Below are 13,455 nucleotides of genomic sequence, written 5' to 3'. Positions count from 1 at the left end.
TTCCTCCTCTATAATCGGACTCGCGGATCGGCGATATGATACAAAATATCCGATATCAGCGTACCGATGACGGTGAGTATAGCGATGAACATCGTGAAACCTACCAGAAGTGGATAGTCTCTCAACGAGAAGGATTGAATATAGAGCTGTCCAATACCTGGCCAATTGAATATTTTTTCCGTGATTAACGAACCCCCGAACAAAGCAGGCAGTTCAAAGCCAACCAGCGTGATAGCCGGAAGCAGCGCATTGCGAAGCGCATGAGTAAATAGCACTTTGCCTTCTTTCAACCCTTTTGCTCGAGCTGTACGGATGTAGTCTTGCTTAATAACTTCGATCATATTGCTGCGGAAATAACGAGTTAGTGAACCTAGACCAAGTAACGTCAAGACAATAACAGGCAGCAGCATATGATGGAGAACCTCTGAGTAGTAGGCAAAGCCCGTTGCATTGCTGCCCGTCGTCAGCATGCCTCCCGGCGGCACCCATTTCAGGTCCACCGCCAATATTTTTATCAAATAAAGCCCGATAAAAAACGACGGAATCGACATGGCAGCGAAAATGCCGATCATGACCAGCGTATCAAACCAGGAATACTGCTTATAGGCTGCAACAACACCAACAATGACAGCAATAAACCATGTCAGGAATGTAGAGACGATAGCTAGCAAGAACGAATTCCATATATACTCATTAAAAAGCTTGAGCACTGGCTTCTGCTGGGCCAGCGAGAATCCAAAGTCGCCTTGGAACGCATGTTTCATCCATAGGCCATAACGTTCCAATAGCGGTTTGTTCAATCCGTAGATCTCCCGTAGCTCCGCTTTCCGTTCTGGTGATAGTTTGATATTACCGCTAATGAAATCTCCCGGTGTCAAGGCATACAAGCTAAAAATCAGAAAGGATGCAGCAATCAAAATGACAATCATGTAGACAAATCTTTTCGTTAAATAAGTACTCATGGTTGTTTGCTCAACGACCAATTCGGCAAGCTCGTGGAAAGTCCATTAAATGGACTTACGGATAGATTCTCAATTCTACCGTTATAGCCATAGACCGTCTTCTTGTAGTTCGTAAAGATGACCGGCAACTCGTCATTCATCAGCTGATAAATTTCTTTGTACACTTTTTTGCGCTCTTCAATATCGATAGTTGCCAAGCCTTTATCATATAATTCTTTGAATTTCGGGTTGCTATAGCCTTTAATCTCACCGTCTACGAATGGCTGTAAACCGTCCGATGGATCGGTAATCAAGGAAGTAGAGAAGCTGACCATATCGTAATCCCCGCTCTCCACTTTGGAAACAAGTGCGTTGAAATCGGCAAATACCTCCGGTTGGAACTTGACGCCTATCGCTTTGAATGATTCCGTCGTTATCGCAATAAAGTTGTCCGTCTGTGCACTCTTGGAACCGAGGAAATGAATCGACAATGGTTTGCCATCTTTCTCGCGAATACCGTCTGCACCAGGCTTCCAGCCCGCTTCGTCGAGCAGCTGCTTGGCTTTTTCAACATCGAACTTGTAAGGGTTAATGCCCTCCTGTGTATAGGACCATGAAATCGGTGATGATGGGATATTAGCAATTTCTCCTGCGCCCTGATTAGCGTCGACATAAATACTCTGGCGATCAATGCCATAAGCAAACGCCTGTCTAACCTTCTTGTCTTTGAGCTGGTCATGCTCCAAATTCACTTGTATGTAGCCATATGTGCTCGGTGTATAAGGAATAATGTTGACAAAGCCCATTTTCTTCAGCTTATCCACGTTTTCTTTTGTTGCGCTGAACGAAGCATAGTCCACTTCGCCAGTTTCAAGAAACTGCCAAGCGTCGCCTTGTGATGTTTTATAAATAAAATGCTCTGTTTTCGCTTTGCCGGCAAAATAGTTCTCGTTCGCCACGAAGCGCACTTCTTGCCCTGGCATGAATTTCTCAAGCTTGTACGGACCCGTACCTACTGGCTTTTCGTGAAGCTTCTTGATGTAATCCAGCTGGCCGAATTTATAATCCTTACCGTAATAGGCCTTGGAGAGCACATCGGAGCCGAGCGTCAAAAGCGCTGTTGCATTCGGTTGTTCTAAAGTAACGGAGATCGTCTGGGGATCGATGACTTTAATGCCCTCTATGCTAGTAGCTTTCCCCTCTTTGTAAGCTTGGCCGCCCTTCACGTGCAAGACATCGACTTGCATATCACCGTCGTACGCTTTGTCATGCAGAATCGTCCAGGTAAAGGCAACATCTTCAGCGGTAAGCGGAGTGCCGTCGCTAAATTTCAAGTCTTTGCGAAGATGGTAAGTGTACGTTAAGTTGTCTGGGGATACATCCCATTTCTCTGCTAGTCCAGGCGTAGGAACACCTTTGTTGTCTACCGTAACTAGTGGCGTGTATAGCAACGATGAAACATTCCCGTCATATCCGCTTTGATGGAAATAAGGAGTGAACGCGCCGCTTGGATCTGTGAGGCCGACGATGATCGTATCCGTACGCTGTTTGGCGCTGTTCGGCAATTTGGACAAATCCGCTGCTTTAACCTCAGCCAGTGCATTAACCGGTGCAGCTGTTTGGTTCGCATTGGTCGCTGCTGGTGTGCTCCCGCCTTGCGTCGACGCAGTCCCTTGATCATCTGAGCAAGCGGATAAAAGCAGCGATCCTACAGTTAATAAGGCAGATACAACGATAAAGCTCTTTTTCATAATAAACCCTCCCATGAGTTAATTCCGAGTAAAGCGATATGAATAAGTTAATAATCATATTATAAAAACGAATTACGGTTCTGTAAAGAGAGAACCGAAAAATATTTCTCACACAAAAGAAACTCACTGGAGTTATTTGGAATAAAAAAATCATTTCCACTCCGAAAGCCGGAGCGAAAATGATTCTTTATCTGTTTATTTATGTTACTCGTGTTTGATATAAGAGGTAAGTTTGTTCTGTAAGTGCTGCAGTGCACCCTCTCTTAAACTGTACTCCGTTAATGTCTCTCCTTCAAAATGCGCGTAAATGAGACCTGCACTCCGAAGCTTGGAGATATGATCGTGCGTAATGCCTTTTGATAATTGAAGATGACGGACGATTTCAATAAAACTTCGCGGCCCTTGATGCAAATATCTTAATATTTTCAACCGACTCATCTCTGCTAAACTGCGAATGATACGGTATTCATGTGGCGGTAATTCCTCTTCATCATTGAAATAAATTCTTGCCGCATAATTGCAAATCGTTAATTGACGAAACGAAGAAATAACATTAATTGGCTGAAAATGGTATTGGGGAATGAGTATTAATTGCTCCAATCCTTTCATTGGCTTAAAGCATAAGCCATTCGTCGTCTCATCGACAAAATGATCTGGCTTCATGGTTGGCTGTATGGCTTTGCGATTGTCGGCTTCATCCTGAAGCCTTTGTATGATCAAGGGGTCAATATGCTGAAAATATAACTCGTTCCATTGGGAGAAAAGTGATAATGTCTTCGATCTGAAAGCACCCATTTGATCTGGAAACTGGCTAATGTAGTCCGACATCAATTCATATAAATCACCTGGACTGAGTTTCTCCAACCAGGAAAGAAATTGATCAGCATGCTTTTTCCCTGGGCATAAGTGGACGAGTAGATAGGTCAATTTCCAATTAAAATCTACCTCTGTTTCATCAAGCAGCGAGGCAAATTCGGGAGTTAAGCGCTTGCGGCTTTCTTTGGCCCATGCTGAAGTTAAATCAATCTTCTTATAGGATTTACGGCAAATATAGGTATGTAGACTGTTGATAAGCTCATGTAATGGTTCAAAGGTTATATCTATTTTGTAATCCACTGTGCTACACCCCTTTTATCTCTTTATACTCTATTATAGCTACAAGTCCAAATAGTTGAAAACAAAACTTAACATCATTCTCTTGTATTCGTTCTCTTTTCCGCTAATATAGCATGAAGAATGCCAGAAGAGGGTATTTAAATCGTTTATAGCTGAATCGGGCGAAAGGCTTGGACGCAAGAAAAAAAGGTACATTCTCTCCATGAAACAGGAGGAAATGCACCTTTTTCTTTGTCATTCTTATGAACATGGATGGCCACGTCCTTCTTCTTTTAGAAAATAGGGATTCGGTATTTATTTCCTTCACTTGCATGCAAAATAGCCTCCGAGTTATATAAGTCAATGCATAGGGGCTTCTGAATGGATGCCAACGTAATCTTATTAAGCTTTAATGCAGATAATAGGGATGGAATCAACTTGTGAGTTGTACCGATGAAGTTAACAGGTACAGGAACTTCATTATAAGAGATGTTAATTTGATTCATAGTGATTCATTCCTTCCTACTAGATAGTTTGGGTTGGCTAACATGCCAGAATTCAGAATTAATATGAGCTTCTATCGGGGGACCCTGATCCTCGATGAATAATTCCTCTACATGGTAGATATGATCTGGTGTTGTCTGTGCGCTGGATTTTTGCTTTTTGAGAAACTTAACGGTATCCAGTAATATTCCCATTGTTATCCCTCCTCTCGCGTCATTGCTGAATAGAAAAAAGCATGGATTCAATATCCATGCTTCCGGTTTTCCGGTCAGAATTAGATTAATTATCATCATTCAACTTAAATGTAAAGCCTTCTCGATTGCACCCGTAGCACCAAACCCATCATGGTAATCAATCTTCTTCCCCATTTTTTCTGCGAGCTCCCTAACAGCCCACATGGACGTATGTTTTATAGCACCTTTTAAGATAATAATGACATCTGCTTGACTAATAATTCGCTTAAAATGATTTTCAATGGAGCCTCCACCCGTTTTACCGCTGTGATGCTCCACAATTAAGCCTCGCCTTTCACCCAGCTTTTTGAAAGTGCTCGTTTGACTGCCGCCAATAATCGCAACTGTTTTCATGGTTGACCCCCCATTCCGTTAGAATGTTCGTTCCGCTGTTCCACAACCTGTTATCTATATCCTAACCGATTATACAATAAAGTCAATAGGTTTAGTCGGATTAATTTCAATAAGAGAAGAAGCTGTCCCAAAAGTCATCCAGTGACCGATGGACAGCCTCATCTTTGCTAGCTAGTAAATGTCTCCTCGCTGCGGTCTGTTGCGATGGGAGGATCAATCGACAATGCCGTAACTTCTTTCCGCCATTCAGCCGTGAAATCCAGATCCACCGCTGCTAGGGAGGGCTCTAACTGTTCCAAGCTGCGCGCACCGATAATCGGCGACGTAATTGCCGGGTTGCTGAGCACCCAAGCAACAGCTAATGTAGCTGGATGAACCTCTTTCTCTCGGGCATACGCTGCGAATCTATCTGCAATATCGTAATATCCTTCGTCACCATAACGCTTCGTATAGTTGCTCTGATCTACCAGCCTGCCGGTTGCGGGTTTCTTGCCTATTCCATACTTCCCTGTTAATAGGCCCCCGCCAAGTGGGCTATAACTGATGACTCCTAGTTTCTCGGATTCAGCCAGTGGCAGGATCTCGACTTCTGCTTGTCGTTTGACGAGATTATACATAGGCTGGATCAATTCAAAGCTTGCCAAACCTTCTTTGGCGGAGATGCCAAGCGCCTTCGCGATTTGCCAAGCAGCCCAGTTGCTGACAGCGGGATACAAGATTTTCCCTTGCCGCCGTAAATCGTCCAAAGCGCGCACGGTTTCCTCGATGGCGACCAGTGAGTCAAAGCGATGAATAAAATAAAATTCAATACGGTCAGTACGCAGCCGTTTCAGGCTTTGTTCTACCGAGAGGAATAAGTGTCTGCGCGAAGCTCCGCGTGCATTGGGATCAGAGCCAAAAGGAAAACCAGCCTTAGAGGTCAGGACCAACTCATCACGTTTCCCCTCAATTAGCCCCCCAAGTATTTCTTCCGATGCTCCGCTGCTATATACGTCGGCGGTATCGAAGAAATTAATGCCTTTGTCCAAACAGCGGTAGAATAATTGCTTGGATGTTTCCTTGTCCGCGTTACCGCCAAAGGACATCGTTCCGAAGCAGAGTTCTGAAACTTGAATGCCTGTTTTTCCAACTGTTTTGTACTTCATACGGTTTTCTTGCCCTCCTTAAATCTAATTACTATGTTCAAAGTTTCTCCGATACTGCGCCGCAGGATGACTAGCCGGGAGATGGGGTTTCCCCGATCCGAACAGTTTCTCTCTGAGCGTCCCAGGCTCATAGTCTAGTTGATATACGCCACGGCGCTGCAGTACGGGTACGACTCCATCAACAAATTCACGCAAGCTCCCTGGTGTAATCAGATGCGCAAGATTAAACCCATCCAGCCCAGTCTCCTCTACCTGCTCTTGCATGTAGTCGGCGATTTGGTCTGGTGTACCTACGAGCAAGCGGCCCTGTCCCTTGTCCAGAGTCCCGATACGTTCCATGATTTCCTTAACGGTAAGGCGGTTCTGGACATGTTTGGTATACTGAGCCGCCCGGCTCTGGCCATGATCGGTTGCCCGATACGCCAGATAGGAATCAGGATCGTAGGCGGATAGATCATAGCCGCTAGAGCCGCCGAATTGCGCAAGCGCCGCCTCTGAGCTCCATAAGCCGGCGTATTCCCGCAGCTTCGCTTCCGCTTCCTCCTGGGATGCTCCAACGATCACGTTCAACCCCGTAAACATCTTGATACTCTGCGGATCCCTGCCTAATTGCTCCGCTTTGTTCCGTATGTCTTCAATGTTTGCTTTCAGCGATTCCTTCGAGTTGCCTCCTACGAAGACACATTCCGCGTGCTTAGCGGCGAACGCACGTCCTTTCTCAGAGCTTCCTGCCTGGTACAGAACTGGTGTACGCTGCAAGGAGGGCTCGCTTAGATGTGGCCCGGGTACACGGAAGAACCGGCCTTCGTGATCGATCCGGTGAACCTTCGCCGGCTCTGCGTATACACCTCGAACGGTGTCACGCACCACCGCATCGTCCTCCCAACTGCCTTCCCATAGCTTATAGGCAACTTCCAGGAATTCATCCGCAACGTCGTACCGGTCATCGTGCTTGATCATTGTATCCAGACCGTGATTCAAAGCCGCATTGGGCAAATAGGACGTAACAATATTCCAAGCAATTCGCCCGTTCGTCAGATGATCGAGTGTAGTGAATCGTCTGGCATGCGCATAGGGATGCTCGTAAGTGGTTGTCACCGTAACGGCAAAACTCAAATTCTCCGTGACACTTGCCATCGCAGGAACAATGAGTGCAGGATCGTTTAATGGCACTTGAACGGCATCTCGAATTGCCGGATCACCGCTCATTTTATAAACATCATAAATGCCAACGACGTCCGCTAGAAACAGCGCATCAAATTTCCCGCGTTCAAGCAATCTGGCCATCTCCGCCCAGTAATCTAGGTCCTTATAGCGATGTCTTTCACTATTCGGATGCTTCCATAAACCGTGTGAATTGTGCATGGCACTATTCATATCGAATGCGTTCATGATGATTCGCTTTCCCATAGCCAGTTGGTTCACCCCTTCCATTATAACCTTTACACTTTATATTCATGATAAATTCCATTCAAGAACCACTTGCCGACGTGATGCAGCTTTAACCGAGCCGGATCATGCAGCGTATGAATGCGAACATTGCGCCAATGACGGTCGTAATTATGCTTGCGATCCATGGATGAAGTTCCGGCAACTTCGAAGAGAGCATTCGTGATTTCAATTGCCGTCTCTGTCACGAGCCATTTGGCCGAATCAACCGTCAATGCTGCCTTGCCGGCAGTTTCCGCATTCAAGTCTTCGCGCGCCTGATCGATCGCATCAGCAGCACGGTCCAGCAAGGCTTCCGCCGCTTGCAGACGAATACCGAGCTCGCCGAATCGCCGAATCAGGTCGGGCTCCTCGCTCGCTCTCGCTGCACCGCTGCCGTAAGCGGGACGCGAGTGGTCGCGAACATAGGAGGCAGCGTCCTCCAATGCCGCCCTCGCAATACCAATATCAATGGCAGCATGCATAATTTGCCCGAAAGCTGAGAAATATTGGGGCCCCTCAAATATTTGGAAGTGGGGCAGCAAATAATTCTCAGGCACTTTCACGTTCTTGAGCACCACGCTGCCACTCGCCGTCGTCCTCTGGCCGATACCCGACCAATCGTCGAGTACCGTTACCCCAGGCGCATGTCTCGGAACGAATGCCGTCATTCTTTGTTCCTCTTCGTTCAGCGCCGTTACAGGGATCCAGTGTGAATAGAGTGCTCCCGTCGAATAGAACTTATTTCCATTTACTTCATAGTTTTCCTCGCCCTCCAGCTTACGGACAGTTGTCGTCAGCTTTCTTGCGCCTTTGCTGCTGCTGCGTTCTGCTAAACCATTGCCAAACTGAGCACCCTTTAATACTTCTTGGAAGAAAAAACTTTTCTGCTCTGCGCTGCCAATTAACTCGATCGTTTTTACAAAAAAATGATGATTTTGTGGAATTTGACCGATGGATCCGTCCGCGTGCGAGATGATTTTGAAGATGTCCACAAGCGTTCGGGTGGAAACATCAGGACCTCCGTACGCCTTGGGTACGACGAGTCCAAGCAAACCTAATTCGGCCAATCGTCGTATTTCGTTCAGAGGCAGCTTGCGTCCGCGGTCCCGGTCAGAAGCTCCGGATCGAATTTCCTCCGCAAACAATCGCGCGGCTGCCAGCGCGTCCTCGTCCCCTAGGAGTACGCGAGCTCGTGGCCGCTCATGGAAGAAGGAGAGCGGCAGATCGCGCTCAGCGAACTGTGAGAGTGATTCCCGCTGAGGACGCTCCAGTTCTCCGCTTTCAACAAGCAATTGTGCGCTTTGTATGGTAGAGAGCGATAGCGATTCTTCTAAAGAAAAATCGCCTTGCAGGCATCCGTGAGCTTGCATCTCTTTCTTGAAATTGACGAATCTGCTCCATTTATCATCTGTAAGGCTAACTCCAAATTGCTGGTGCAGATGCTCAGAGAAAATGACAGGGATCGCATTCTCGGGGACTCCAAGCTGTTTTGCAGCGAGCCGGTGTGCTTCTGTGCGGTTCTGAGTGGCCCAATCGGCGGCTAGCGTTAAATGGGCGAGCAATCGCTCGATTTCAGCTGAATGCTCGCTAAGCGTTTCCGCTGAGACAGTCAGTACAGACAGCCCGGAAGTTTGGAAGCTGAAGCCCTCCAGTTCACGAATCCCCAAAAGTCGTCCAGACTCTGCGGAGAGTGCCCAGTCGGCATACACGGCATCAACTTCCTTGTTCAGTAAAGCACGGAGTTCCCTCCTTCCAGCCTGAAATCCGTCCGCAGCCTGCTCGACTTGAAGTTCCACCCATTTCGGCTGTCCTCCCGTAGCGCCAACTTTATGGAGCGCTGCGGCCACAATCTTCGCCGCATCGAGCTTCCGCAAGTTATCATCTGGGCTGATCTTCCCTGCAATCCCAAGCCTCGCACCACTTAGATCAGCGGCTCTTCGTAACACTGAATCCGAATGCACGAGAATGACACCTCGCCGATCCTGATGCTGAAGCCCGATAATGCGGACCTCCTCTTTCAAGGCTAACCGTCTAAGAACGACCGAGGCCGGTTCAATTCGGAGATCATATTCATCGGCTGCTTCTGCCATAAGACGAAGCCTGCCAGAGCCAGCACCCCGTAAGACCGGGATGCCTCTGCGCCGCAAATCGAATGGCAGCTCTCCCAGCTCATAAGCGAGATCGATTGCGTTCGGAATGTCAGTCGCTGGCTGCGGTAGTGCATCTATTTGTATGGACATACTTATCCTCCTATCAGGTCAAAGTAGGCTGCTTACGGTATGCAGCGCCGGGATGATCTTCGGGCAGTCTATTTACGCCGACACCGAACAAACGTTCTCTAAGTGTTGACTCCTCGTACTCTTCCCGAAACAATCCTCTGCGCTGCAGTTCAGGAATGACGAGCTCAACGAAATCGCGCAGCGTGTCCGGTGAGACAATCTGCGTTACGTTAAACCCGTCAATCCCCGTTTCCTCTATCCAAAATTGCATGTTGTCGGCTACCTCTTCCGGCGTCCCGACAACGAACAGTCCCCGTCCACCCAGCGTCCCTAATGTTTCCATGACTTCCCGGACTGTCTTCGGACGCGGGCTGTCCTTCGTGAATTGGGCCGCTGCCGTCTGCCCATGGTCTGTTTCTGTGTAGGCTAGAACATCTTCCGGGTCGTAGGCGGACAAATCATAGCCGCTTCCTCCACCGTAATGAGCCAGTACCCCTTCCAAACTATAAAGCTTTTGGAAGCTCTCAAACTTACGCCATGCTTCCTCTTGCGTTCGTCCAACAATGGCAATCAGGCCGGTCATCAGTTTGATATGATTCGGATCACGGCCGAAGGCGGCTGCCTGCGCACGAATATCCGCTGCATACCTTTTCAGTGTCTGAACGTTCCCTCCACCAAGAAAGACGGCTTCCGCATGCTTCGCTGCAAATGCACGTCCGCGCGCTGAACTGCCCGCCTGATAAATGACTGGCGTCCGTTGGATGGAAGGTTCGCTTAAATGCGGTCCTGGCACTTTGAAAAATTTACCCTCATGATGAATGTGATGCACTTTATTCGGGTCCGTATATACGCCATTATCGACGTCACGAATGACCGCATCGTCTTCCCAGCTGCTTTCCCAGAGCTTATAGGAAACATCTAGGTATTCTTCAGCAATTTCGTAGCGGTCGTCATGTTTAACCATTTGATCCAAACCGAAATTACGGGCAGCACTTGGCAAATACGAGGTCACGACGTTCCAAGCGATTCTGCCCTTCGTTAGGTGATCTAATGTCGACATCCGCCTTGCATGGCTGAACGGCTTCTCGTATGTCGTGGAAAATGTAACAGCGAAGGCCAGATGTTTCGTGACAAGCGCCATTGGCGGCACGACGAGGAATGGATCATTGCAGGGAATCTGCACGGCTTCGCGAATGGCTGTCTCTGGTCCTTGCTTGTAGACATCGTATACCCCGACAACGTCAGCTAAAAATAAAGCGTCAAACTTCCCGCGTTCCAGCAATTGTGCCAGCTCCGTCCAATATCGGATATCTGTGTAGCGATGCCGAGTGCTGCCCGGATGCCGCCATAAGCCGTGCGCTATATGGCCAACGCAGTTCATTTCGAAGGCATTGAGGTGAATTTTTTTGGGCATGCTGATTTCCCCCCTTATTTACAACCGCTTATCCAGCTTCCGCACGATATAGTTGCCTGTGAATTGAAAAACTTGTACGAAGAGCACCATAATAACAATCGTAACGAACATTACATCCGTTTGATAACGGTAATAGCCATATCTGATGGCAAAATCGCCGATACCCCCGCCTCCGACTAGCCCCGCTACCGTAGAATAGGAGAGGAAGCTCACCGTAACAATGGTGACTGCATTGGCAATACCGGAACGAGCTTCGGTGTATAACACCTTCCAAACGATCTGGAATTTGTTCGCCCCCATGGACTCAGCTGCTTCGACTACACCGCGATTGACGTCGAGAAGAATTTGCTCAATAAATCTCGCAAAATAGGGTACCGCATTAATGATCATCGGCACGGTGGCTGCTGTTGTGCCAAGCGCCGTCCCAACCACAAGCCGGGTAAAAGGAATGATAGCGATCATGAGAATGAGAAAAGGAAACGAACGAATCAGGTTGACGAATCCATTCAAAATGAGATAAAACTTGGGCCATTTCAGAAAAGAATCGGGCCTTGTCAGGAACAAAATCGTTCCAAGCGGAGTACCAATGGCAACAGCAATTGGAAGCGTCAAAATAAGCATGTATAGCGTTTCCAGCAGCGCCTGTATCAGTTCAGGCCACGCAGTGGCTATGTTATCAAACATAGTTAGCCTCCAGTTCTCTCTCCAAAGAGATCTCATTGTTGAACAAATACTGGGCAATATTGGATTGCGGCACAATATTTTTCTCACTCAAATCAAATTTCTCAACAATTTTCCCATGCTCCATGACGGCGACTTTATTGCAAATTGCTTTCACGACGTTCATCTCATGTGTGACGATAACGATCGTGATGCCTAGATTGCGGTTAATTTCCTTCAGGGCAGCCAAAATACTGCCTGTCGTCTGCGGATCGACGGAAGAAGTCGGCTCGTCGCACAGCAGAATTTTAGGGTTGTTGGCAAGCGCACGGGCAATCGCGACCCGCTGCTTCTGTCCACCGCTCAGCTTGGCTGGGTAGGCTTTGGCCTTGTCAGTTAAGCCGACCATTTCGAGGCAGCTCTCGATGCGCTTATGCCGCTGAGCCTTGGGTACTTTGGCAATTTCTAGCGGAAAGCTCACATTGTCATATACAGTTAAATTATTAAGCAAATTAAAATGCTGAAAAATCATGCCAATGGAAAGTCGTTTCTTTCTTAGCTCGCGCAAAGTGAGCTTCGTCAATTCCTCGCCGTCGACGATCACTTGACCTTCGTCTGGCCGTTCTAACAGATTAATCGTACGCAGCAGAGTTGATTTCCCCGCTCCACTAAACCCAATCAGGCCATAAATATCGCCTTGCTCTATTTGCAGCGAAGCGGAGGATACCGCGTGCAGCGGTCCTCCGGCAGTTGTGAACGTTCTGCTAATATTTTGCAGAGTGATCATGGAAAGCCCTCCCCATCGTTATTTATTCAAACTTTCCAATGTTTCAATGGCGTCTCCGTATTTCTCCTTATAAAAATCTTTGATAGCCTGGCTCTCATAAGCTTTCTGCAGCGCTTTGACTTTAGGCGTCCCTAGCAGCTTGTTATTAACAGCCACTATTCCTTTATAAGGCAAGTCTTTTCCTGTCTCTAATGCCAAAGCATCCTGTTTTGGTTTATAACCAATCTGAACAGCAGTTCCAGCAAACAAGAAGCCGACATCAACATCATCAAGAGTCCTCTGCAGCATCAATTGGTCTACTTCTTTAAATTTGTACTTATGGGGATTATCCGTAATATCTTTGAGCGTTGCATGAATTACATCCACGCCGTCCTTCAATTTCAGGAGCCCCAGATCGCGAAGCATGAATAGCGCGCGCCCGTTGTTGGCAGGATCGACTGGAATACCAAAGAGGGCACCATCGGGAACCTCTTTGAAAGATTTATATTTCTTGGAGTACAAACCTGATGGGGTGAAGGTTGTGTAGAAGGCTCGCGAGATATTCTTCAGACCCTGATCCTTAACAAATTGATCAAAATACGCCTCATGCTGAAATGAATTCGTATCCGCTTGGCCATCGTTAACAATTTTGTTGGGTTGGATAATGTCGTTTACGATAACATAGTCCAGCGTATAACCGTCCTTCGCTAATTCAGCTTTCAGAATTTTCACAATCTCTCCGTTGAACCCGGCGTCACTCATCACATGATGAATCACCTTATCTTCCGGATTAGCGGTCGCAGCAGCTTTGGTATCAGGCTGAGCAGCCGCATTCGTGCTTGCCGTTTCTGTCTTCGAGCAAGCAGCAAGAAGGAACGTGAGGGCAGCGATAATGAGCATTGCGGTGAGTATGGTTGGTTTTTTCATCTTTTTTACCACTCC

The 13,455-nt window shown here is 47.4% G+C and carries 13 protein-coding genes; all 13 read right to left on the bottom strand.

Annotated elements, in window-relative coordinates:
- Positions 1 to 8: 8 nt before the first annotated feature.
- Positions 9 to 962, bottom strand: coding sequence for an ABC transporter permease (locus GQF01_RS26150; RefSeq protein WP_161409815.1), 954 nt, complete (start codon positions 960 to 962; stop codon positions 9 to 11).
- Positions 959 to 2,692 carry an ABC transporter substrate-binding protein gene (locus GQF01_RS26145; protein ID WP_161409814.1) on the bottom strand — a complete coding sequence of 578 codons (1,734 nt, stop codon included), beginning with the start codon at positions 2,690 to 2,692 and terminating at the stop codon, positions 959 to 961. Before GQF01_RS26145 ends, GQF01_RS26150 begins: the two co-directional genes overlap by 4 nt.
- A gap of 204 nt (positions 2,693 to 2,896) precedes the next feature.
- Positions 2,897 to 3,808 (bottom strand): ArsR/SmtB family transcription factor, encoded by a 912-nt coding sequence (locus GQF01_RS36925; RefSeq protein WP_161409813.1) that lies wholly within the window; start codon positions 3,806 to 3,808, stop codon positions 2,897 to 2,899.
- 272 nt (positions 3,809 to 4,080) lie between these two features.
- The gene (locus GQF01_RS26135) at positions 4,081 to 4,293 is read right to left on the bottom strand and encodes a hypothetical protein (RefSeq protein ID WP_161409812.1); all 213 of its coding nucleotides are present in this window, start codon (positions 4,291 to 4,293) and stop codon (positions 4,081 to 4,083) included.
- A gap of 6 nt (positions 4,294 to 4,299) precedes the next feature.
- Entirely contained in the window at positions 4,300 to 4,485 is a 186-nt protein-coding gene (locus GQF01_RS26130) for a hypothetical protein (RefSeq protein WP_161409811.1), read from the bottom strand.
- A gap of 99 nt (positions 4,486 to 4,584) precedes the next feature.
- Positions 4,585 to 4,878, bottom strand: coding sequence for a DUF2325 domain-containing protein (locus GQF01_RS26125; protein WP_161409810.1), 294 nt, complete (start codon positions 4,876 to 4,878; stop codon positions 4,585 to 4,587).
- Positions 4,879 to 5,045: 167 nt separating this feature from the next.
- Entirely contained in the window at positions 5,046 to 6,023 is a 978-nt protein-coding gene (locus GQF01_RS26120) for an aldo/keto reductase (protein ID WP_161409809.1), read from the bottom strand.
- A gap of 24 nt (positions 6,024 to 6,047) precedes the next feature.
- Positions 6,048 to 7,433: an LLM class flavin-dependent oxidoreductase gene (locus GQF01_RS26115; protein WP_161409808.1), complete on the bottom strand. Its 1,386-nt coding sequence runs from the start codon at positions 7,431 to 7,433 to the stop codon at positions 6,048 to 6,050.
- A 32-nt stretch (positions 7,434 to 7,465) separates the two neighbouring features.
- Positions 7,466 to 9,694, bottom strand: coding sequence for an SfnB family sulfur acquisition oxidoreductase (locus tag GQF01_RS36025; protein WP_202556683.1), 2,229 nt, complete (start codon positions 9,692 to 9,694; stop codon positions 7,466 to 7,468).
- 13 nt (positions 9,695 to 9,707) lie between these two features.
- Positions 9,708 to 11,087, bottom strand: coding sequence for an LLM class flavin-dependent oxidoreductase (locus GQF01_RS26105; RefSeq protein WP_161409807.1), 1,380 nt, complete (start codon positions 11,085 to 11,087; stop codon positions 9,708 to 9,710).
- An 18-nt stretch (positions 11,088 to 11,105) separates the two neighbouring features.
- A complete protein-coding gene (locus tag GQF01_RS26100) occupies positions 11,106 to 11,771 on the bottom strand; it encodes a methionine ABC transporter permease (RefSeq protein ID WP_161409806.1) in 666 nt (221 codons plus the stop codon).
- Complete coding sequence (locus tag GQF01_RS26095; protein WP_161409805.1) at positions 11,764 to 12,534, bottom strand: methionine ABC transporter ATP-binding protein; 771 nt, start codon at positions 12,532 to 12,534, stop codon at positions 11,764 to 11,766. Before GQF01_RS26095 ends, GQF01_RS26100 begins: the two co-directional genes overlap by 8 nt.
- A gap of 18 nt (positions 12,535 to 12,552) precedes the next feature.
- Positions 12,553 to 13,440, bottom strand: a complete 888-nt coding sequence (locus tag GQF01_RS26090) for a MetQ/NlpA family ABC transporter substrate-binding protein (RefSeq protein WP_161409804.1) — start codon at positions 13,438 to 13,440, stop codon at positions 12,553 to 12,555.
- Positions 13,441 to 13,455: the final 15 nt, after the last annotated feature.

This window comes from Paenibacillus silvestris (genome assembly GCF_009882985.1).
Lineage (GTDB): Bacteria > Bacillota > Bacilli > Paenibacillales > NBRC-103111 > Paenibacillus_E > Paenibacillus_E silvestris.
Note: the sequence above shows the minus strand (reverse complement) of the source record. Positions and strands in the feature narration are given on the sequence as shown.